General features: G+C 58.5%; 24 protein-coding genes and 1 riboswitch. Of the genes, 13 read left to right on the forward strand and 11 right to left on the reverse strand.

What is annotated here, in order from left to right; genetic code table 11:
* Nucleotides 1–57: 57 nt before the first annotated feature.
* From trmB to miaB, 8 genes are all read right to left on the reverse strand, one after another.
* Entirely contained in the window at nt 58–768 is a 711-nt protein-coding gene (gene trmB, locus ACR3EP_RS09500) for a tRNA (guanine(46)-N(7))-methyltransferase TrmB (RefSeq protein ID WP_480637483.1), read from the reverse strand.
* Between the two features lie 132 nt (nt 769–900).
* Nucleotides 901–2,082 carry a methionine adenosyltransferase gene (gene metK, locus ACR3EP_RS09505; protein ID WP_480637485.1) on the reverse strand — a complete coding sequence of 394 codons (1,182 nt, stop codon included), beginning with the start codon at nt 2,080–2,082 and terminating at the stop codon, nt 901–903.
* A gap of 5 nt (nt 2,083–2,087) precedes the next feature.
* A riboswitch (SAM-SAH riboswitch) is annotated at nt 2,088–2,136 on the reverse strand.
* Between the two features lie 42 nt (nt 2,137–2,178).
* Nucleotides 2,179–3,675 carry an apolipoprotein N-acyltransferase gene (lnt, locus tag ACR3EP_RS09510; protein ID WP_480637487.1) on the reverse strand — a complete coding sequence of 499 codons (1,497 nt, stop codon included), beginning with the start codon at nt 3,673–3,675 and terminating at the stop codon, nt 2,179–2,181.
* Entirely contained in the window at nt 3,672–4,562 is an 891-nt protein-coding gene (locus ACR3EP_RS09515; RefSeq protein ID WP_170399141.1) for a hemolysin family protein, read from the reverse strand. Before ACR3EP_RS09515 ends, lnt begins: the two co-directional genes overlap by 4 nt.
* A gap of 35 nt (nt 4,563–4,597) precedes the next feature.
* Nucleotides 4,598–5,092: an rRNA maturation RNase YbeY gene (ybeY, locus tag ACR3EP_RS09520; RefSeq protein ID WP_480637489.1), complete on the reverse strand. Its 495-nt coding sequence runs from the start codon at nt 5,090–5,092 to the stop codon at nt 4,598–4,600.
* A 33-nt stretch (nt 5,093–5,125) separates the two neighbouring features.
* Nucleotides 5,126–6,148, reverse strand: coding sequence for a PhoH family protein (locus ACR3EP_RS09525; protein ID WP_170351771.1), 1,023 nt, complete (start codon nt 6,146–6,148; stop codon nt 5,126–5,128).
* Between the two features lie 144 nt (nt 6,149–6,292).
* Nucleotides 6,293–7,057: an outer membrane protein gene (locus tag ACR3EP_RS09530; RefSeq protein ID WP_480637491.1), complete on the reverse strand. Its 765-nt coding sequence runs from the start codon at nt 7,055–7,057 to the stop codon at nt 6,293–6,295.
* A 182-nt stretch (nt 7,058–7,239) separates the two neighbouring features.
* Nucleotides 7,240–8,559, reverse strand: coding sequence for a tRNA (N6-isopentenyl adenosine(37)-C2)-methylthiotransferase MiaB (miaB, locus tag ACR3EP_RS09535; protein WP_480637493.1), 1,320 nt, complete (start codon nt 8,557–8,559; stop codon nt 7,240–7,242).
* Nucleotides 8,560–8,679: 120 nt separating this feature from the next.
* On the opposite strand from miaB, the gene ACR3EP_RS09540 reads away from it, so the two are divergent.
* A complete protein-coding gene (locus ACR3EP_RS09540) occupies nt 8,680–9,543 on the forward strand; it encodes a hypothetical protein (RefSeq protein WP_170378957.1) in 864 nt (287 codons plus the stop codon).
* Between the two features lie 7 nt (nt 9,544–9,550).
* Here the strand turns inward: ACR3EP_RS09540 and ACR3EP_RS09545 are convergent, their stop codons facing one another.
* A complete protein-coding gene (locus tag ACR3EP_RS09545; RefSeq protein ID WP_480637495.1) occupies nt 9,551–10,348 on the reverse strand; it encodes a phytanoyl-CoA dioxygenase family protein in 798 nt (265 codons plus the stop codon).
* Nucleotides 10,349–10,435: 87 nt separating this feature from the next.
* Here ACR3EP_RS09545 and ACR3EP_RS09550 point away from each other — a divergent pair, with 87 nt between their 5' ends.
* Nucleotides 10,436–11,326: a LysR family transcriptional regulator gene (locus ACR3EP_RS09550; RefSeq protein WP_480637497.1), complete on the forward strand. Its 891-nt coding sequence runs from the start codon at nt 10,436–10,438 to the stop codon at nt 11,324–11,326.
* Between the two features lie 2 nt (nt 11,327–11,328).
* On the opposite strand, the gene irrA is transcribed toward ACR3EP_RS09550, so the two are convergent.
* On the reverse strand, nt 11,329–11,745 hold the full coding sequence (gene irrA / locus ACR3EP_RS09555) for an iron response transcriptional regulator IrrA (RefSeq protein WP_170351777.1): 417 nt from the start codon (nt 11,743–11,745) through the stop codon (nt 11,329–11,331).
* Nucleotides 11,746–11,933: 188 nt separating this feature from the next.
* On the opposite strand from irrA, the gene fabA reads away from it, so the two are divergent.
* From fabA to ACR3EP_RS09575, 4 genes are read left to right on the forward strand one after another with little or no spacing between them, the layout of a single operon-like run.
* Entirely contained in the window at nt 11,934–12,443 is a 510-nt protein-coding gene (gene fabA, locus ACR3EP_RS09560) for a bifunctional 3-hydroxydecanoyl-ACP dehydratase/trans-2-decenoyl-ACP isomerase (protein ID WP_058283235.1), read from the forward strand.
* Nucleotides 12,444–12,474: 31 nt separating this feature from the next.
* The gene (fabB, locus tag ACR3EP_RS09565; RefSeq protein WP_170351778.1) at nt 12,475–13,704 is read left to right on the forward strand and encodes a beta-ketoacyl-ACP synthase I; all 1,230 of its coding nucleotides are present in this window, start codon (nt 12,475–12,477) and stop codon (nt 13,702–13,704) included.
* A gap of 5 nt (nt 13,705–13,709) precedes the next feature.
* On the forward strand, nt 13,710–14,501 hold the full coding sequence (locus ACR3EP_RS09570; protein WP_170351779.1) for an enoyl-ACP reductase FabI: 792 nt from the start codon (nt 13,710–13,712) through the stop codon (nt 14,499–14,501).
* A 59-nt stretch (nt 14,502–14,560) separates the two neighbouring features.
* Nucleotides 14,561–14,746: a hypothetical protein gene (locus tag ACR3EP_RS09575; protein ID WP_170351780.1), complete on the forward strand. Its 186-nt coding sequence runs from the start codon at nt 14,561–14,563 to the stop codon at nt 14,744–14,746.
* A 23-nt stretch (nt 14,747–14,769) separates the two neighbouring features.
* Here the strand turns inward: ACR3EP_RS09575 and ACR3EP_RS09580 are convergent, their stop codons facing one another.
* Nucleotides 14,770–15,198 (reverse strand): FKBP-type peptidyl-prolyl cis-trans isomerase, encoded by a 429-nt coding sequence (locus ACR3EP_RS09580; protein ID WP_170378947.1) that lies wholly within the window; start codon nt 15,196–15,198, stop codon nt 14,770–14,772.
* A gap of 127 nt (nt 15,199–15,325) precedes the next feature.
* On the opposite strand from ACR3EP_RS09580, the gene ACR3EP_RS09585 reads away from it, so the two are divergent.
* From ACR3EP_RS09585 to ACR3EP_RS09615, 7 genes are all read left to right on the forward strand, one after another.
* The gene (locus ACR3EP_RS09585) at nt 15,326–16,012 is read left to right on the forward strand and encodes a haloacid dehalogenase type II (protein ID WP_170399112.1); all 687 of its coding nucleotides are present in this window, start codon (nt 15,326–15,328) and stop codon (nt 16,010–16,012) included.
* A complete protein-coding gene (locus ACR3EP_RS09590) occupies nt 16,012–16,839 on the forward strand; it encodes an alpha/beta fold hydrolase (protein ID WP_480637500.1) in 828 nt (275 codons plus the stop codon). The genes ACR3EP_RS09585 and ACR3EP_RS09590 overlap by 1 nt, the downstream gene beginning before the upstream one ends.
* The gene (locus ACR3EP_RS09595; protein WP_480637502.1) at nt 16,836–17,810 is read left to right on the forward strand and encodes a threonine ammonia-lyase; all 975 of its coding nucleotides are present in this window, start codon (nt 16,836–16,838) and stop codon (nt 17,808–17,810) included. The genes ACR3EP_RS09590 and ACR3EP_RS09595 overlap by 4 nt, the downstream gene beginning before the upstream one ends.
* 59 nt (nt 17,811–17,869) lie before the next feature.
* Nucleotides 17,870–18,658 (forward strand): 3-oxoadipate enol-lactonase, encoded by a 789-nt coding sequence (gene pcaD / locus ACR3EP_RS09600; protein WP_425081441.1) that lies wholly within the window; start codon nt 17,870–17,872, stop codon nt 18,656–18,658.
* A gap of 12 nt (nt 18,659–18,670) precedes the next feature.
* Nucleotides 18,671–19,393, forward strand: coding sequence for an alpha/beta fold hydrolase (locus ACR3EP_RS09605; RefSeq protein WP_480637504.1), 723 nt, complete (start codon nt 18,671–18,673; stop codon nt 19,391–19,393).
* A gap of 71 nt (nt 19,394–19,464) precedes the next feature.
* The gene (locus ACR3EP_RS09610; protein WP_480637506.1) at nt 19,465–20,664 is read left to right on the forward strand and encodes a TCR/Tet family MFS transporter; all 1,200 of its coding nucleotides are present in this window, start codon (nt 19,465–19,467) and stop codon (nt 20,662–20,664) included.
* Between the two features lie 81 nt (nt 20,665–20,745).
* Nucleotides 20,746–21,840 (forward strand): Zn-dependent alcohol dehydrogenase, encoded by a 1,095-nt coding sequence (locus ACR3EP_RS09615; RefSeq protein WP_170351788.1) that lies wholly within the window; start codon nt 20,746–20,748, stop codon nt 21,838–21,840.
* The last annotated feature ends 1 nt before the right edge of the window (nt 21,841 follow it).

The following is a 21,841-nucleotide window of genomic DNA, read 5'->3' on the forward strand; positions in this document are numbered from 1 at the left end:
TTTTCGCTATCAGTTCAAGGCGGATTAGCGAATTGGAGCCGGTTGGTCCAGCGGCAATCAGTCTTTGCGCCGGAAGGTCAGGTAATGTGGCGTCCGGCCTTCACGCAAAGCCTTTTGTTCATAGCGGGTGGAAATCCAGTCATCCCAGGGCTCGCGCCAATCAGCGGGGCGTTCGGCCAGCCATTCAAACCCGGCACGTGGAACCTCCTCCAACGTCTGGCGGACGTAGTCGGGAATGTCGGTGGCAACGCGAAAAATCGAACCGGGCTTTAGCGTGCGGGCAAGTGGCTCCAGATGTTCCTGCGTCACAAAACGCCGACGGTGATGACGCGTTTTGGGCCATGGGTCAGGATACAAAAGAAACGCCCGTGAAATGCTGGCCTCGGGCAGCACATCGAACAAATCCCGCGCATCGCCGGGATGAACGGCCAGGTTTTCGACCCCGGCCTTGCGGATCTTGCCCAGCAACATGGCGACGCCGTTGATATACGGCTCGGCCCCAATGATACCGATATCGGGGTTGCTGGCGGCCTGATGGACTAGGTGCTCACCACCGCCAAAGCCGACCTCAAGCCAGACATCTTTACTGCCGAACAGTGCCTTTAGGTCCAGCGGATGACGTTCAGGATTCGCGTCCCAGTCCACTGCACCAGGCGACAAAGCATCGAGGTCTTCGTTCAGATACGTCTTTTGACTCTGCTTCAGGGCCTTGCCCTTAAAGCGGCCATAGAAGTTTCTGCGGGGGCGTTGGGGTGTCTGGGTGCTCATGGCGGTGCCCATACTGCGCAGGCGGGGTCAAAGCAAGGGGCGGTCGCGTCAGTTCTGCCGACACGCCGCCCCAAATTGCATTTCCTACAATAGAGCGCGCCCGCAAGGGCGCACCGTTTCATTGTGGAACGGTCAGACTGCCGACTTCAGAGCGTCGGTCAGATCCGTACGCTCCCAGCTGAAACCGCCATCCGCATCAGGCTGACGACCAAAGTGGCCATAGGCCGCCGTACGCTGGTAGATCGGCTTGTTCAGTTGCAGATGCTCACGAATACCGCGCGGTGTCAGATCCATCACCTTATCAACGGCTTTCTCGATATCCGCATTCTCCACCTGACCCGTTCCATGCGTATCCGCGTAGATCGACAGCGGCTTGGACACACCAATCGCATAGCTCAGCTGAATGGTGCAGCGCTCTGCCATGCCCGCAGCAACCACGTTCTTGGCCAGATAGCGCGCAGCGTAGGCCGCCGAGCGATCCACCTTGGTCGGGTCTTTGCCCGAAAACGCGCCGCCCCCATGCGGTGCGGCACCGCCATAGGTGTCCACGATGATCTTGCGCCCGGTCAGACCGGCGTCACCATCAGGTCCGCCAATCACGAACTTGCCGGTGGGGTTTACGTGCCATTCGGTATCAGCGTTCAGCCAGCCGTCGGGCAGGGTTTCAGTGATATAAGGTTCGACAATGGCGCGGATGTCGTCCGAGCTCAGCGCCTCATCCAGATGCTGAGTCGACAGCACGATCGAGCTGACGCCGACCGGCTTGCCATCCCGATAGATCACGGACAGCTGCGATTTTGCATCCGGGCCCAGCGCGGGCTCAGACCCGTTCTTGCGCACCTCGGCCAAGCGCCGCAGGATCGCATGGGAATACTGGATCGGCGCAGGCATCAGCGTGGGGGTCTCGGTGGTGGCATAGCCGAACATGATGCCTTGGTCACCGGCGCCCTCGTCCTTGTTGTCCGAGGCATCCACACCCTGTGCGATATGGGCGGATTGTTCATGCAGCAGGTTCGTCACCTCGACGGTTTCATGGTGAAATTTGTCCTGCTCGTAACCGATATCCTTGATACAGGCGCGCGCGATCTCGTCGATACGGCCCATATAGTCGTGCAGTTTTTCCTGATCAGACAGACCTACTTCACCGCCAATGACGACACGGTCGGTGGTCGCAAAGGTTTCGCACGCCACGCGGGCTTCGGGTTCTTCGTTCAGAAATGCGTCAAGTACAGCATCCGAGATTCGGTCACAAACCTTATCCGGATGCCCTTCGGATACGGATTCCGAAGTAAAAGTGTAGTTCTGTCGGGACATGAAAGTGCTCCATTAAGATTTCCCCATCACGCCAGGAAGCCGTTGTGACGAGCAAGCGAGGGGATACGCCCACACAAACACAGGGTCAATCGGTAATTATGCATGCGCCCGCTGGGCGTTGCGCCAAAACAGCGCGAAGAAAGCCGCCAGTAGGACAAAGACCGGAACATCCCCATTCCTAGAATACACCGTTGAGACAAGCGGAGCAGGCAGTTTTGCATCGAAAAATCCAGCCTGACCCAAAGGAAGCGCCTGCGTGATGCGCCCCAAGGGGTCAATCATCGCCGACACGCCGGTATTGGCTGACCGCATCATCGGCAGGCCTTGCTCAATCGCGCGCATCTGAGCCTGGGCCAGATGCTGATAGGGTCCAGACCGTGTGCCGAACCACGCATCGTTGGTGATCTGCAACAGAAAATCCGCGCGCCCCGGCGCGGACAAAACATCCTGCGTGAACACGGCCTCATAACAGATCAACGGCAGCGCCTTGCCCAGCTTGCCCGCATCCATCAAAGCTGCCCCGGGCCCAGCGCTGAACCCATGGCCGGTGGTCGCCGCCATGCCAAAGATACCAAATTTTGCCATCACCTCGCCGAACGGTACATATTCCCCAAAAGGGGCCAGGTGGTGCTTGTCGTACAGACCCTGCTGCTGGCCCTTCTCATCCAGATAGATCATCGAGTTATAGATACGCGGTCCGTCACCACGCTGAATGCCCAAAAAAACCGGCGTGCCCTGCGCCGCATCGGCAATGGCATCCAGATAGGGTTGCGCGCTGCTCAGCCAGGCAGGTACCGAGGTTTCGGGCCAAACAATCAGATCGGGCCGAGGCTGCGCCGCAGTAAACTCTATCTGGCGTGCAAAGAACAAAGGCGCGTATTCGGGGTCCCATTTTTGATGTTGCGGCGCGTTCGGTTGGATCAGGCGCACGACATGATCGGTTTCCGTAACCGCCGGGCGCGCGGAGGCATAGCCCAGCGCCAAACAGGCCGCGCCTACTGTCAGTCCAAGCGGTAATGCAAATCCACCGCGTTGCGCCAGTGCCGCCCCCAAGGGCAACGTCGCCAACAGGGTCAATGCGCCCAAACCATAGGGTCCGACCAATGACAACAGCTGGGCCACCGGAGAGCCGACCCAAACCTGCGCCAGCCCCGCCCATGGAAATCCTGTCAGCACATAGCCGCGGGCGATTTCCGCCAGCGACACGGTCACAACCAGAAAAACAGCTTGTGTGATTGCGCCACCCGCAGGCCGCCGCGCGACCCAGAAGGCCAGCGCCCAGAACAACGCCAACCCTCCGGCCATGAAGATCAGGGCAAAGGGTGCCATCCAAGCGTGACGTTCTGCGTCCACCAAGAACGGCTCGACAATCCAGCTGAGACCATGTGCGAAATACCCGGTGGCAAAAGCCCAGCCCAGCCAGGCGGCCCTGCCCCGAGTCTCGGTTGACAGAAACAACGGCGCCAGCAGCACCAGAGCAACCAGCGTTGCCGCCCACACACCAAACGGGGCAAGGCCAAACGCCGCCAGCGCACCCAGCAGCGCCGCCAAAGCACATTTCAGCCAAATGGACCAACCCTGTGCAGGGTTCATACAACGAGATCCGGCAACATGACGCGCAGACGCTTGATCCGGCGTGGATCGGCGTCGATCACCTCGAATTCAGGGCCTTCGGGATGCAAGACAACCTCACCCCGCGCTGGCACCCGGCCCGACAGCATGAAGACCAGACCGCCCAGAGTGTCGATCTCTTCCTCATCCACGTCCTCGTGACTGGTCAGCGAGCGCCCGATCTCGGCCTCGAACTCTTCCAACGGGACGCGGGCCTGAACGATGTAACAACCCGGCTTGTCCTGAACCCAAAGCTGATCTTCATCCGCGTCATGTTCATCCGCGATTTCACCCACGACCTGTTCGATCAGATCCTCAATCGTCAGCAACCCGTCGACACCACCATATTCGTCGATCACCAACGCCATATGGCGACGTTCCGTCTGCATCTTGGTCAGCAGAACCCCAATCGGCATCGAAGGCGGAACGAACAGCAACGTCCGCAGCATCTTGACCAGATCGAATTCACTGGACCCACCGTTGAATCCGTGGGTTAGGGCAAAGTCCTTTAGGTGGACGAACCCCAAAGGCGTGTCCAGCGTGCCCTCATACACCGGAATCCGCGACAGACCGCTTTCGCGGAACACCTGCGCCAGCTCATCCTTGGTGATTGTTGAAGGGACCGAGATGATCTCGGCCGTTGGGATGGCCACGTCCTCAACCCGCATCCGCCGCAGGTTGATCATGCCGCGCGGCTGTGCCTTGTCGACCTCGTGACCGTTGGTCACCTGGCTTTCCTCATCCTCGCCCTGCGGCGAAAACGCATCCACAATTCGAGAAAAGAAACCGGCTTTCTCTTTACTATCTTCACCGCTGTTCCTGGATTGCGCGCCCTGCGCCGCCATAGAACTGCCGTCTGTCTCGCCCATAATCCTATTCCAAATAATCGGCCTTGATGGCCCGTCTACACATTATATGGGTCATCGATACCCATTTTGCCAAGTATAGCGACCTCAACCGTTTCCATCAAAGTGGCGTCGGTGTCACGAATGTGATCATAGCCCAGCAGATGCAAGGTCCCGTGAATGATCAGGTGCATGACGTGATCATTCATTGATTTCCCTGCCTCATCCGCCTCGCGCGCGCAGGTGTCGTAGGCAATCGCAATGTCCCCCAACGGGATTTCACCGGTGAAGTCCGGCTCAGGCGGCGTCGGGCTCTGCCCCGGTTCCTCGGCTGCCAAATCCTCGGCGGGCCAGCTGAGCACATTGGTCGGTGTGGGCTTTTCCCGAAACTCCGAATTCAGTTCGGCGATGCGCGCATCATCACAGGCCAAAAGGCTGACTTCACACAGGTCAGAGTCCAGACTGCAATAGTCCAAAACCGCCTGAATGGCACGCGCGGCCAAGGGTTCCAGCCCCTGCCAACGTGCGTCTTCAATTGTCAGTTCAAGGTTCATGTCACCACGTCCAAAGCCTGCGGCTGCGGACGATTACCCCGTCTCACGGCCCGAGTCGGCCTCATACGCTTCGATAATGGCGGCGACAAGCGGGTGGCGGACCACATCTTTCGAGGTGAAGTAGTTAAAGCTGATATTCGGGATCGTTTTCAGCAAACGTTCCGCATCTTTCAGCCCCGACTGAACCCCGCGCGGCAGGTCGACTTGCGAGCGGTCACCTGTGATCACCATGCGGCTGCCCTCACCCAGACGGGTCAGAAACATTTTCATCTGCATGGTCGTGGCGTTTTGCGCCTCATCCAGCACTACAAATGCATTGGCCAGGGTTCGCCCGCGCATAAAGGCCAGAGGAGCAATTTCGATTCGTTTTTCCTCGATCAGCTTGGCCAGTTGTTTGCCGGGCAAAAAGTCATTCAGCGCGTCATACAACGGCTGCATGTACGGATCGACCTTGTCCTTCATGTCACCGGGCAGATAGCCCAGCTTTTCACCGGCCTCGACCGCGGGGCGGCTGAGGATAATCCGATCCACATGCCCACCGATAAACATCGACACGCCAGCGGCAACAGCCAGGTAGGTCTTACCCGTGCCTGCGGGACCGATCCCAAACGCAAGTTCATTTTGGAACAGCGACTGAACATAGGCCTTTTGCGCGTCTGTGCGCGGCTCGACCAGCTTTTTGCGGGTCTTGATCTCTACCGTGCCGCCTTTGAACATCTCAAGCTGATCACCGTCGCGGCTGCCGGTTTCCTGTTCCGATCCGCCCATCCGCAATTCGCGATCCACATCGGCGGCTTCAACATCGCGCCCACCTTCCAGACGGGTGTAAAGGGCCTGCAGCACCTCTATCGCCTGCTTCTGAGCGTCTTCGTCACCCATGACAACCAACTGATTGCCACGGCGCACGATCTGGACAGACAGCTTCGTTTCGATTTCGGTCAGGTTGCGGTCATACTCGCCGCACAAATCAATCAACAACCGATTGTCAGGGAATTCAACAAACGCCTCACTTTGGGGCATGTCATCTTGCGGTGGGGTAAGGGCACCGATGGCCAATCCGTTCTCCTGTCTTGGCGTTTATACCCTGAGCGTAGACAACATTTCTCGGTGGGCGCAAGCCACAGTTTCATTTTTTCCCAAACAGATGGTAAAACCGCCGAAATCAGACGCAGCCGAGCACCACCCCAATCGCGGACAGCTTCAGAAGGTGTAATTCAATCCAAAACGCAAACCACGGTAGCGAGGGGTGGATTTTGTTGAGAACCCGTTGTCGAATTCAACCTCGCGCGAGTCGAATTGCACGTATTCAAACTCACCCGTGATCGACCAGTTGTCGTTCAGACTGTGTTCTGCACCGATACTGGCTGAAAACCCATTTCGAGAGTCACTGTCTTCAAAGGATTGAACAGTGCCGCCCGTGGGCAGGCTGCTTGACGTTGTGATGTCACCCTGCACGTACCCGACCGAGACAAAATACAGAACGGTGCCGCTCTTGTTGGTCAAACCGTTGCGAAAACGCAGGGAAATAATGTCCGAAACCTCAGATCCGCCAGTAACAGCTACAGTGCCAATATCCGTCGACACCTCATCGTCGATCTTTCCGAAGTCATAGCCGAGTTCGAACCCATAAACATAATCCCGGCCGCCGATTGCCGGCAGAACACCACGCCAACCGCCACGGATACCACCGTAGCCGCCACTCAGGTCCAGCTCTCCGATTTCGAAAAGATCCGTCTGGGTACGCAGTCCGAATCGGTCCGTGCCACCCGATGCGTAGGCCCCGCTCAGGCCCAGATAGAACGCGCTAACGTCGCTGCCCAAACGCTTGGGACTGACAACCGGGGGATCCGTCACCCCCTGTTCAAGGTTACCCGCCACCGTTGCGCTGGAAAAAAGTGAAAGCACCAGCACCGCCGGAAAAACAAACCGGCCGTTTGGCCCAAAGAAACGTGTTAGGAATTTCACTCGTACCCTCCATCGTCCTGGCCCGAAAACAGGGTCAGCACCGACCTGAATTTTAGGAAACAGAAACCCTTTTCCCCAAATACGTCCGGCTTTTGTCCGAACATAGTTACCGGCGATAAATCAAGGGTTAATTTTTGGAACAATTACCCACTATGGCTTTCAAACAGCACTTTGGGGGGGCATCAGATCAGCTCACCGGCCAGCGAATTTGCCCCTGAGGCGGTGATTTCAACACCTCGCAATTCTCCGACCGCGACATCGGCGTCAGACACGTGAACCGAATGTAAATACTCGGATTTCCCGACCATCTGGCCTGGCAGCCGTCCAGATTTTTCAAACAGAACCTTGACCTTGCGCCCTACCATTGCGTCCTGAATTTCCCGCTGATGCCGCGTGATCAGGGCCTGCAGGCGCTGAAGACGGTCATCCGCCGCATCAGGATCAACCTGAGGCCGCTCGGCTGCAGGCGTTCCCGGACGTGTCGAGTATTTGAAGGAATAGGCATAGCCGTATTTGACCTCTTCCACCAAATCCATGGTGGCCTGGAAATCCCCTTCGGTCTCTTCAGGGAAGCCAACGATAAAGTCCCCAGACATCACGATATCGGGCCGCGCAGCGCGGATACGTTCGATCAGGCGCAGATAGCTTTCGGCGGTGTGGCTGCGGTTCATACGTTTGAGGATTCGGTCCGAGCCTGACTGCACCGGCAGATGCAGATACGGCATCAACTTCTCGCAAGTTCCGTGCGCCTCGATCAGGTCGTCGGCCATGTCATTGGGGTGCGAGGTGGTAAAGCGGATGCGCTCCAACCCATCAACCTTGTTCAACTCCCAAATCAGCCCGGCCAGTGTCATGTCTCCGTTTGCACCAGCCCCGTGATAGGCGTTGACGTTCTGACCCAACAGAGTGATCTCACGCACGCCGCGTTCAACCAGGTCTTGCGCCTCGCGGATAATACGATCTGCGGGTCGGCTGACTTCGGCACCGCGGGTATATGGCACCACGCAGAAGGCACAGAACTTGTCACAGCCTTCCTGCACGGTCAGAAACGCCGTCGGGCCACGCTTGGCCTTGGGACGGTTTTTGAGCTTTTCGAACTTATCCTCTTCGGGGAAATCCGTGTCCAGCGCCTTGGCACCGGTGCGCGTCTTCGCCTCCATCTCGGGCAGGCGATGATAGCTTTGCGGCCCTACGACCAGATCAACCAGCGGCTGACGGCGCATGATCTCTTCGCCCTCGGCCTGTGCCACACACCCCGCCACGCCGATCTTGAGGTCAGGCTTTTCCGCCTTCAGACCCTTGAACCGACCAAGCTCGGAATAGACCTTTTCGGCGGCCTTTTCCCGGATATGGCAGGTGTTCAGCAAGATCATGTCGGCATCATCGGGGCTTTGCGTTTCCACATAGCCCTGCCCACCCAGCGTCTCGGACATGCGTTCACTGTCGTAGACGTTCATCTGGCAACCGTAGGTTTTGATATACAGCTTTTTGGGTTCCGACATGGGTATGGCCTTTGCGCTGACGGGATCGGCGTCATCTATACCCTACGAACGCCGCTTGCAATGCCGGGGCGGATACCCGATTTTGACAGCAGATTCCAGCAAAGTGGAACCGGACAGGCAATGCAATACGACTCTCTCGACGATTTCCTCACCTCAGGCAAATCCGCCCTGGCCAAGGGCCCTGTCGCGCTGATCTTTGTTGAAGACAATGTCGAGGTCGACAGCACGCTCCGGCACCATCTGCATCTGGGCTTTAAGTCCGTGATTGCCTTCATGCCGCAGGATTTCGCGCTGGGTTCTGAATTGTCTGACCGCATCCACAGGGTCACCCTGACCTGCGTACCCAGCACAGTTGCATTCGACACAATCAACAGGATCATTCAGGCCGCGCCGGGTATCTGGATGTATTATTGCTATAACGCCGAGTACCTGTTCTTTCCGTTTTGCGAGACCCGCACGGTGGGCGAATTGCTGGCCTTCCACGCCGAGGAACGCCGCGACGCGATGCTCAGCCATGTCGTCGACCTTTATGCTGATGACCTGAACACGTTTCCAAACGGCGTCGCCCCGGATCACGCCATGCTGGACAGCACAGGATACTACGCCCACGCCCGCCACGACGCCGAAGGCCACCCGGTCGAGAGGCAGCTCGACATGTCCGGCGGCCTGCGCTGGCGGTTCGAAGATCACATCCCCTATGAACGCCGCCGCATCGACCGGATTGCTCTGTTCAAATCGCGCAAGGGGCTGGAATTGCGGCCCGACCACACCTTTAACGAGCCGGAATACAACACCTATTCCTGCCCTTGGCATCACAATATGACGGCAGCCGTGTGTTCGTTCCGCGCGGCCAAAGCGTTGAAGACTAACGCCGGGTCCACCTTCGACATTCCAAGTTTCTGTTGGCACAACTCGGTGCCATTTCAGTGGAAATCCGGCCAATTGCTCGAACTCGGACTGATCGAATCGGGCCAGTGGTTTTGAGCCCGTTCTAGCGTCGTAGCAGCACCGGGAACCAGTCCTCGCGCAGGCGTTGACCGGGCGTCATGTCATGGCCAGGGTACGGCGGTGAAGTCCGGCCTGGACGCTCCACATACCGTGCATCATCCCCGACCAAACGCAGCGAAAACGCCCGACGGCGGCTGTCTGATTGATTACCGCGCGCGCCGTGCAGCGTGCGATAGTTGAACGCCACTGCATCACCCGGCTCCATTTCGAATTCCACGACCTTCATGCCCTCGGCATCCGGGTCCGGAACGGGGATGTACTGGCCTTCGTCGGGGAAGAACCCTTCTTCCGATACCCAGCGGGTCGGCAACACCTCTTTCTCCCAACGGTGTGACCCCGCCACGCAGCGCAACGTCGCTTTTTTAACCGGGTCGAGCGGCGACCAGAAGCTGATGGTCTGCTGCCCCTCGACAAAGTAATATGGACCATCCTGATGCCACGGTGTCGCCATTGAGGTACCGGGCTCTTTGACCAGAACGTGATCGTGAAACATCTGCACGGTTTGGGACTGCATCAGATCCGCTGCAACCTCGGCCACCGGAGAGTTTTCGATTACATCCCGGAACTGATCAATCCGCGACCAGTTGCAGTAATCGTCAAAGAACAGACCGGTCTCGCCCTGTTTCTTGTTTTCTGACGCGTACGGGCCGGGTTCTGCCATATTCGCGGCAACGCCTTCGCGCAGCGCTTCGACGTGACCGGTATAAAGCCCCTTGATCAGGATCACGCCGTCCTGCTGGAAAGTGTCGATCATCTCTTGCGTGACCAGAGGGTGCGTCATGTCAGTCTCCGTGCCGTAGGGTTGTGTGATCTGCACATGACAAAGTCCCCTGTTCAAGTAATATCTTTCAAAGGTAGACTTAACTTCATGTTATATATTTCCCTGCGCCAATATGAATATGTCTGCGCCATCGGGCGGCATGGCAGCCTGTCCGCCGCCGCACTGCACCTGAATGTCTCGCAACCTGCGCTGTCCAACGCATTGACGCGGGTCGAGGAACAGCTGGGTTATCCCCTGTTCGCCCGCAGGCGCGGAGCAGCCATGGCGCTGACACCACAGGGCCGCAGTTTCATTGATGAGGCCGAGGCGCTGCTGGCCAGTGCCGCCCGGTTGGAAAATGCCACTGATAGAGACGTGGGTAAGACCCGGTTGCGGCTGGGGTGTTTTGTTGATCTGGCGCCCTTCCTGCTTTCACGCGCCTTGCGCCAGTTGCGTGTGCAGATGCCGGACGTTGCAATCACCTACAGGGTGGACAGTTTCGAAGGGCTGATCTCGGGCCTGATTGACGGGCGGATTGACCTTGCCCTGACCTATGGGCTCAGCATGGATGCAGGTTTTACCCAGCAGACGCTGTTCACAAGCACGCCGCATGCTCTGCTGGCGCCGGATCATCCCTTGGCCGCACACAGCGACGTTTCCCTTCAGGACCTGGCGGCCTACCCGCTGATCCTGTCAGAGGAAGGGTTGTCGGCACAGCATGTATTGGGGCTGTTTCGCCATATCGGGGAAAACCCAACGGTCGCACATCGCGCGGCCTCGTTGGAAATTCAGCGCAGCCTTGCGGCACATGGCGAAGGGGTTGCGATCAGCTATGCCAACCCCCCCGCCCATACCAGTTATGATGGGATGCCCTTGCTAAGCCTGCCCGTTTCGGAACCATTTACGGCAGAACCCGTGGTGCTGGCACGACATGGCACTGGCCCCTCGGACACGCAGATTGCGACCGCCGAGCAGGCCCTATCTGATCTAAAACCGTAAGATTATTTTTTTCGCAGGCGGATCACGACGTCGACCGATGCGATTTCAACCCCTTCGGGTGCCTCGGGCAAGCGCTGAATCACCAATTGATCCGAGGGCGCATCGCTTAGGCGGCTTTCATCCTCCCAGAAAAAGTGGGGGTGATCATGGGTGTTGGTGTCGAAATAGCTTTTAGACCCATCCACCGTGATTTCCTGCAGCACCCCGGCGTCGCAAAACGCGCGCAGGGTGTTGTACACGGTCGCCAGTGAAACAGCATCGCCGTTTTTCTTGGCCGCATCAAACAGGCTTTCGGCTGTGACATGACGATGTTTACCGTCGCCCACCAGCAATTCGGCCAAGGCAACGCGCTGACGCGTCGGGCGTAATCCTGCGTCAACCAACCAGGAAGTCGCTATGTTTTGGCTCTGAGGTGTCATGAATCCGATACCTGTTCTTTTCTGAACTATATATAAGTGTTCCGGCCAGGCAATTTCAAATGAAATTCATTCGCAAAGAATGCCCTGAACACAACATGATGTGGGCGACCGCTCTTGCAGGACCTTGCATACGGGTGCTAGGTGAGGCCAGATTAGATAAACGGACCCCTGGCAGGAGAGGCGGCAGAATGGCCCAATTCCCGAGCAGCTTTGACAAAGACGATCTGCTGAAATGCGCCCGTGGCGAGTTATTCGGCCCCGGTAACGCGCAGCTACCTGCTCCGCCGATGCTGATGATGGACCGCATCACCGACATTTCGGAAGATGGCGGTGCGCACGGAAAAGGCCATGTGCTGGCCGAATTCGATATTACCCCGGACCTGTGGTTCTTTGACTGCCACTTCCCCGGCAACCCAATCATGCCTGGCTGTCTTGGGCTGGACGGTTTGTGGCAGCTTACCGGCTTCAACCTGGGCTGGCGTGGCTGGCAGGGGCGCGGCATGGCCGTGGGCGTGGGCGAGGTCAAACTGACCGGCATGGTGCGCCCGGACCGTAAAATGCTGACCTACAAGATTGATTTCAAGAAAGCGATCCAGACTCGCCGCCTGACGATGGGCGTGGCAGATGGTATCGTCGAAGCGGACGGCGAAATGATTTACGACGTCAAAGATATGAAAGTCGTTCTGTCCGAAGCCTAAGCCGGACTGGCTTGAAATAAGGAGCACGCACATGCGTCGAGTAGTTGTCACCGGTCTGGGGGTTGTCTCTTCCATCGGGAACAATGCCGAAGAGGTTCTGGCCTCACTCAAGGCCGGTAAATCCGGCATCGTGGCCAATGAGCAGATGGTCGAACATGGCTTTCGCAGCCAAATCGCCGGATCGCTGGATATTGATGTATCCGAGCATGTAGACAAGCGCACCCTGCGCTTCATGGGGCCCGGCGCGGCCTATGCCCATATTGCCATGACCCAGGCAATTGCAGATTCAGGCCTGACCGAGGATCAGGTTCAAAACCCACGCACCGGGCTAGTCGCCGGATCGGGCGGCCCGTCGACCAGCGCCATGCTGACCGCGCATCAGACGGTGCTGAAAACCGGTGCAACCAAGCGCATCGGTCCCTTTGCGGTTCCAAAATGCATGTGCTCGACGATTTCCGCGAACTTGGCAACCGCGTTTAAGATCAAGGGCATCAACTATTCGATCACCTCGGCCTGTTCGACCTCGCTGCATTGCATCGGCAACGCGGCCGAACAGATCATGCTGGGCAAACAGGACGTTATGTTCGCCGGCGGCGGTGAAGAACTGGACTGGACCCTGTCTTGCCTGTTCGACGCGATGGGCGCGATGTCCTCGAAATACAACGACTCGCCCGACAAAGCCTCGCGCGCGTTCGACCAGAATCGCGACGGGTTCGTGATCTCGGGTGGCGGCGGCATCGTCGTGCTTGAGGATCTGGAGCACGCGCTGGCCCGCGGCGCTAAGATTTATGCCGAAGTGACCGGCTATGCCGCGACCTCGGACGGCCACGACATGGTAGCCCCGTCTGGTGAGGGTGGCGAGCGCGCGATGCGCTTGGCCCTGTCGACACTGCCCGAAGGCCGCAAGGTCGGCTACATCAACGCCCACGGTACCTCGACCCCGGTCGGCGACGTGGGTGAGGTTGAGGCCGTGCGCCGTATCTTTGGCGAAGGCAATGTGCCCCCGATTTCATCGACCAAGTCGATGACGGGCCACGCACAGGGTGCCGCAGGCGCGCTTGAGGCGGTGTTCTGCCTGCTGATGCTGCACCATGATTTCATTACTCCGTCGATCAATGTCGACACACTTGCCGAAGGCATCCTGCCCGGTGAAATTGCAACTCAAGTAGTTGAAAACGCAGGCTTGGACAGCGTGATGACCAACAGCTTCGGCTTTGGTGGCACCAACGGGTCCATGGTTCTGTCAAAGTATAACGGGTGAATACGATGTCGGATACTCTCAAGGGCAAACGCGGCCTGATCATGGGCGTGGCAAATGACCGCTCGATTGCATGGGGCATCGCCAAGGCCATGCACGAAGCCGGCGCAGAACTGGCGTTCACCTATCAGGGCGAAGCGTTCGGTAAGCGGCTGGAGCCATTGGCGCAAAGCCTGGGCAGCGATTTCATGGTGGATGCGGATGTCACCGACGACGAATCTTTGGACCGTGCTTTCGATGAGCTGGGCGCGCGCTGGCCTAGCATCGACTTCGTAGTTCACGCGATTGCCTACTCGGACAAATCCGAGCTGACGGGCCGGTTCCTCAACACCACGCGGGCGAATTTCAAACACTCCATGGATGTGTCTGCCTATTCGTTTATCGAGGTTGCGCGCCGCGCTTACCCGTTGATGAAGGACAATGGCGGTTCACTGCTGACGCTGACCTATCAGGGTTCGAACCGCGTTGTGCCGAACTACAACGTCATGGGCGTGGCCAAGGCGGCGCTGGAATCGGCGACCCGCTATCTGGCCAATGATCTGGGCCCCGAAGGCATCCGAGTGAACGCCATCTCGCCCGGCCCGATGAAAACGCTGGCAGGTGCGGCCATCGGCGGCGCACGCAAGACCTACAAGTTCTGCGATCAGAATGCACCGATGCGTGCAAACGCAACGCTCGAAGCCGTCGGTGGCACCGCAGTTTACCTGACTTCGGACGCTGGGGCCTGCACTTCGGGTGAGATCATTCGGGTAGACGGAGGGTTCCACGTTCTGGGAATGCCGCAACCCGATCACATGTGACCCGATCTTTCCCTGTCCGCGCCAAGATTTAACCATCTTTTTCGGGCAGTGATAGCGGCATGAGCAAAGCAGAACAAATCATCGCCACCACCACACGGGCATCCCGGCGCAAATCGGGTTTTCTGGGGCAACGCGGCCGGATCGCATTGCTGGCCCTGACCACGCTGCTGATGCTGTTTGTGTTCTTCACACAGGCAGAAGTCCGCACCACTCTCACATCCTGGACCAGCCTGATTTCAGGCTGATCCAACACGCTGGCCCACGGTTGTCAGTTGATTGAAACAACCTCGATATCAAAAATCAGATCCTGCCCGGCCAACGGGTGATTGGCGTCCAGCGTGACGGTTGCGTCATCCACCTCCACCACCGTCACAGGCAGCGCTTGCCCATCCGGTGTCTGCATCTGTAGCTGAGTGCCAGGCTCAAGCGGGATGTCATCCGGTATCCCTTCGCGCGGGATCTGCTGCCGCATCGCCGGATTGATCGGGCCATAGGCATCCACGCAGGCAATCTCGACCCGTTTTTTCTCACCCGTTGTCAGGCCGGGCATAGCCGTATCCAGACCGGGAATGATTTGACCGGACCCAACCACAAATTCCAGCGGGTCGCGCCCTTCGGAACTGTCGAACACGTTTCCGTCCAGCAAAGTACCCTTGTAATGGATGCGAACCGTGTCGCCTTGTTTGATCTCGGTCATAGGTGGCCTCCGGCCGTTAAGAAATTGAGCGGCCAACCCTAGGGGGTAACGCGCTATTGTAAACCCTCCCCCCTTTTGTGCCTGCACCACTTGTGCCAACCTGCGCGCGAATGAGGGAGGGGAATTGATGCCGATCACCACTTGCGTATTCGATGCCTATGGCACGCTGTTCGACGTTGCCGCCGCCGCGCGGCAAGCCGCATCCGAGCCCGGGTTCGAGAAGCTGCAACAGAAATGGCCCGAATTGGCAAATCATTGGCGGCTGAAACAGTTGCAATACACTTGGCTGCGCGCGATCACCGATGCCCATGCCGATTTCTGGGATGTCACGCAAGACGGGCTGGACTGGGCGTTGGACGCCACCGGGCTTGAGGGCGATCCCACCCTGCGCCAACGTCTGCTGGACCTGTATTGGGAATTGCAGGCCTATCCGGAAGTACCCCAGATGCTGACCGCCCTGAAAGAGGGCGGTCTGAACACCGCGATTCTGTCCAACGGGTCGCCGCCCATGCTGGATGGTGCGGTGCAATCGGCAGGAATCGGCGGCGTGCTGGACGACGTGCTGTCAGTCGAAAGTGTTGGCGTCTTCAAACCTCACTCCAGTGTCTACGATCTGGTGCAGCAGCGTTTCGACTGTGCCCGTGACGAGGTACTTTTTGTCAGCTCGAACGGGTGGGACGCCGCCGGGGCCAGCGGGTACGGGTTCGTAACCGCCTGGGTTAATCGTGCAGATGAGCCAATGGACCGCTTGCCATGGACGCCCGCACATGTTCTGTCCGACCTGACAACGATCCCTCAACTGGCCGGAGTTTAATGGCTTTTTTCACCACGTCTGATGACAGGCGCCTTTTCTTCGATGACATCGGTGCCGGTACTCCGGTGCTGTGCCTTGCTGGGCTGACCCGCAACAGTCAGGATTTCGCGTTCCTGGCGCCACATATCACCGATGTGCGGATGATCACGATGGATTACCGGGGGCGCGGGCAATCGGATCATGACCCGGACTACATGAACTATAACATCGTTCGCGAATCCCTTGATGTGATCGAATTGCTGGATCATCTCAGATTGGACCGTGTGGTTGTCTTAGGCACTTCGCGCGGTGGGTTGATTGCCATGGCGCTGGCCGTCAGTCATCCCGAACGGCTGTCCGGGGTGATTCTGAATGATGTCGGCCCTGTGATCGACCCTGTAGGTATTGCCAAGATCATGGATTATGTAGGCAAACAGCCGACTTCAAAAACCTATGACGAGGCCGCGAAAATCTTACAGCAGGTGATGGAACAGCAATTCCCCGGGGTTTCGCTGGACCGGTGGCGGCAGCAGGCGGAAATCCAATACGAACTGACCGACGATGGGCTGACGTTGCGCTATGATCCGGCCTTGCGCACTGCATTACTGGAACAAACCGCTGCGGGCAAATTTCCGGATTTATGGATGTTCTTCGAAGCCTTGCGCGATATTCCGACAGGTGTCATTCGGGGCGCAAATTCGGATGTTCTCGGCAAGGATACGCTGGTCGAGATGCACAAACGTCACCCCTATCTTATCTCGGCAGAAATACCGGATCGCGGCCATGTGCCGTTTCTGGACGAACCGCAGTCTTTGGCCCTTATCCGCAAAGTATTGGATACCGTATGAGCACCTTGGAGATGATCGAAGCCGCCGCCGATCGGCTGCGGGGTCACGTTCGGGAAACACCGCTGCTCACCTCGCCGTTTCTGGATGACCTGGCCGGTCGTCGGGTGCTGGTAAAGCCCGAATGCCTGCAACATACGGGCAGCTTCAAGTTCCGTGGCGCGTGGTCAGCGATCTCGGCGCTGAATGCACAGGACCGACAGCGCGGCGTGATCGCCTATTCCTCGGGCAATCACGCGCAGGGCGTGGCTTTGGCGGCAGCACGGCACGGCATTTCGTCAGTGATCATCATGCCCTCGGACGCGCCCCAGTTGAAGATCGACAACACCCGCGCACTGGGGGGCGAGGTCGTCCTGTATGATCGCGCAAACGAAAGCCGCGAAGAGATTGGCGAATCTCTGGCCACCGAACGCGGCCTGACCCTGATCCGCCCTTATGATGAACCGCAGGTAATCGCCGGTCAGGGCACTACCGGGCTGGAGCTTGTTCGGCAAGCCGCCGAAATGGGCGTTAAGCAAAGCGATGTTTTGGTCTGCTGCGGTGGCGGCGGGCTGACTTCAGGGATCGCTCTGGCGTTGGAAGGTCACGCACCCGGTCTGCGCGCCCGCCCCTGTGAGCCCGAAGGGTTCGACGACGTCAAACGCTCATTGGCCAGCGGTCAGATTCAGGCCAATGCTGAAACTGCGGGCAATATCTGTGACGCGATCCTGACGCCGCAGCCCGGACAGATTACCTTTCCAATTCTCAGCCGCTTGTGTGGTCCGGGCCTATCGGTCACTGAAGAGGAAGCCATGCGTGCGATGGCTCTGGCCTTTCTACGTTTGAAAATCGTGCTAGAACCAGGCGGCGCGGTATCGTTGGCTTCTGCCCTTTTCCGCAAGGAAAAAATCGAAGGCGACGCGGTAATCGTCGTGGCCTCGGGGGGCAATGTGGACCCGGAAGTCTTTGGAAAAGCGCTGGAATTCCTGACCTGACATTGATCAATGTTTGGGTCAACCTGATTCCTTAAAGTATGACGACAGGGGATTGTGTCATGCAGATCGCAGATATTGGAGAAGTGCAGCTGCACTATCGCGTGGATGGTGATCCAAACGGCGCGCCCATTGTTTTTGCCAACTCGCTAGGAACCGACCTGCGCCTTTGGGACGCGATGCTGCCGCATCTGCCTGCCGGTTTACGGATCATTCGCTATGACAAGCGCGGGCATGGCCTGTCGTCACAACCGCCTGCCCCGTATTCCATGGGCGCGCTGGTGCGCGATGCCGAGGCATTGCTGGATCTGTTGGACGTTCGCGATTGCGTCTTTGTTGGCCTGTCCATCGGCGGTTTGATCGCGCAGGGGTTGGCGGTAAAGCGTATGGATCAAATCCGCGCGCTGGTCCTGTCGAACACCGCCGCCAAGATCGGCATCCCTTCAATCTGGCAGGACCGTATGGATGCGGTGCGCCAAGGCGGTATCGAAGCGCTGGCCGATGCGACGATGGAACGGTGGTTTTCCAAAAGTTTCCGCTCAGAGCCGGAACACTTGCTGTGGCGCAACATGATGGTGCGACAGCCCGTTGACGGTTATCTGGGTTGCTGCGCCGCGATTTCGGGCACGGATTTCTACACCCCCACCAGCGGTTTGCGCCTGCCGACGCTGGGCATTGCCGGCAGCGAGGACGGCTCGACCCCTCCGGATCTGGTGCGCGAAACCGTTGAACTTATCCCTGGCTCGAAATTCGAATTGATGCGCCGGGCCGGTCACCTGCCCTGTGTTGAACAACCGGCGGAATACGCCGCCCTGCTGCGTAATTTTCTGACCGATATTGGACATATTTGAAGGAGCACTGTTTTGGCAGATTTTCTGTTGATCCATGGATCGTGTCATGGCGCATGGTGCTGGCGTGATGTCATTCCCGCCCTGACGGCACTGGGTCACACGGCGCGCGCAATTGACCTGCCCAGCCACGGCTCGGACCCGACACCGATTGTCGATGTCACGCTGGACAGTTGCCGCGATGCAGTTCTTTCGGCTTCGACTCCGAAAACGATCCTCGTTGGCCATTCCTGGGGCGGCTATCCCATCAGCGCCGCCGCCGAGGCCGCCCCGAACGCAATGCGGGCCCTGATCTATCTGTGCGCATATGTTCCGCAAGACGGCCTTTCGATGATTGAGATGCGCAAAAGGGCCCCGCGCCAACTGGTCGTTGATGCCGTCGAAAAATCCACCGATTGCCTGTCCTACACGTTCAGGCCAGACATGGTGCAAGATTTGTTTTATCACGATTGCGCACCTGAAACCGTACCCTATGCCCTTGCGCGCATGTGCCCTCAGCCCATCGCACCGCAGGAAACCCCGCTGTCCGTTGCAGATAATTTCGCGCGCGTCCCCAAGGCTTACATCACCGCGACGGACGACCATACGATCCCAAGGGAATACGAAGAACAAATGAGCCACGTCGCGCCCGAAGATTTGCGGACAACAATCAACAGCTCGCATTCTCCGTTCTTCTCTCATCCCCGCCTTCTGTCCGAAATTCTGGACGATCTGGAACAAAAATTACCGGCGGCATGACCTGACGTTACAGGTGCTTCACAGGTGAACGAAGCGTGATAGGGTCCGGGCGAATCTCGCGAGCGGTTTCTATGCGTCTACCTTTTCTCTTCGTACTCGGCACGGTGATGATCGACGCCATGGGCATCGGTCTGGTGTTGCCCATCATGCCAGAGCTGATCATCGAGGTTCAGGGCGGCACTTTGTCCGACGCAGCGATCTGGGGCGGTGTGCTCAGCACCGCCTTTGCCGCGATGCAATTTGTATTTGGGCCAATTCTGGGCAACCTATCCGACGCCTATGGCCGGCGCACTGTGCTGTTGGTGTCCTTGTTCGTCATGTCGCTGGACTATGTGGTGATGGCGATTGCCGGCAGCATCTGGTTGCTGTTGGTCGGGCGCATCGTGGGTGGCATCACCGCGGCCACCCATGCCACGGCGGCGGCGTTCATGGCGGATGTCTCGAAACCGCACGAAAAGGCGGCGAATTTTGGCCTGCTGGGTGCCGCCTTCGGGGTGGGGTTTGTGCTGGGCCCAGTTATCGGTGGGTTACTGAGCGAATACGGAACCCGCGCGCCTTTTTGGGCGGCAGCCGCCTTGTCCGCGTTGACTTTTCTGGCGGGCCTTCTGGTCATGCCGGAAACGGTGACCGACAAAACCCGCCGGGCCTTCAGCCTGCGCCGCGCCAATCCGGTCAATTCTTTGCGTGCCATCGCATCCTTACCCGGCATCCGCCCGATGCTGTGGGTCTATTTCCTCTACTCGGTGTCCATCTACGTTTACCCCGCAATCTGGGCCTATTTCACAACCGAGCGCTTTGGCTGGTCACCTCAAATGATCGGTCTGTCACTGGGCGTGTACGGGATCGGCATGGCCGCTGTACAAGGTGGCCTGATCCGCCCCGCGACCCGGTACCTGGGTGAGAGGGTAACGATCATCTACGGTATGGCTTTCGAAGTGGTCAGCTTTCTGCTGTTGGCTTTCCTGACCAATGGCTTCATCGCTCTGATGCTGATCCCGATCACCGCAGTCGGTGCGGTGGTGACCCCTGCCCTGCAGGCCCTGACATCCCGCGCAACCCCGGATTCGCAACAAGGTGAGTTGCAGGGTGTGCTGACCTCGCTGCACGCGCTGTCGATGGTGATTTCGCCACTGGTGATGACCAGCGTGTTCGCTCATTTTGCCAAACCTGACGCGGCAATCTACCTGCCCGGCGCACCATTCCTGCTGGCCCTGGTTATGATGGTCGTCGGATTTGCCTTATTTTTGCGATCGCGCCCTGTCGTGGCGTAACAACGACGCCTGGATGACGGTTTCCGTCTTGCGACATGCAGTTTCCCGCGCCACCGTGATCAAAAGGGAGTGAGGGACCACATGCAAACCATCAAAGCCGCCGTCTGCCGGGCGTTTGACGAACCTCTGGTCATCGAAGACGTCTTGCTGGCACCGCCGGGCGCGGGCGAGGTCGAAGTGACACTTGAGGCCGTGGCGATCTGCCATTCCGATATCACCTTTGCTAGCGGGGCATGGGGTGGGCATTTGCCTGCCGTCTATGGCCACGAAGCCGCTGGAGTGATCACCGCGATTGGCGACGAGGCCGGGGGTTTCAAGGTTGGCGACCCAGTAGTTGTTACCCTAATCCGCGCCTGCGGGTCCTGCCCGTCTTGCGCAGGCGGGCAGCCAACTATCTGCGAAACGCCCTATGACACCGTCAAAGGACCGTTGCAGACAGTGGACGGTGGTCCCTTAGATCAGGCGATGGCTTGCGGTGCCTTTGCCGAAAAGGTTGTCGTCAGCCACCGGCAAATCGTGAAACTTCCTGCTGAGATGCCGAAAGACGTGGCCAGCCTCCTGTCCTGCGGCGTAATCACCGGGGTCGGTGCGGCGGTGAATGCCGCGAAGCTACGCCCAGGTCAGGACGTGGTGGTCATCGGCGCGGGTGGTGTCGGGTTAAACGCCATTCAGGGGGCCCGTATCGCTGGGGCCCGTCGGATTGTGGCCGTCGACATGACCGAGGAAAAGCTGGACATCGCCATGGAATTTGGCGCGACGCATGGCGTGCTGGCCAGTCAGGATCAACCGTGGAAAGCCGCCTTCAAGGCACTGGGTGGGCGCGGCGCGGATGCGGTTCTGATCACCGTCGGTGCAATTCCGGCCTATGATCAGGCCCCGCGTTATTTGGGTCGGGGCGGCCGGGCGATCATGATCGGCATGCCGCATTCGGGCGATATGTCCAGCTATGAACCAGTGGTTCTGGCCGCGCTGGGTCAGGGCATGGTGGGTTCGAAAATGGGCGACGTGGTCATTCAGCGCGATATCCCGTGGATGATCGACCTGTATGAACAGGGGAGGCTGAAACTGGACGAGCTGATCTCGGGCCGGTGGTCCCTGGATCAGATCAACGAGGCAATTGAAGACACCAAAACCGGATCCGCCAAGCGCAACGTGATCCTGTTCGACAGGGGCTGAC

The organism is Ruegeria sp. BB10, assembly GCF_056535725.1.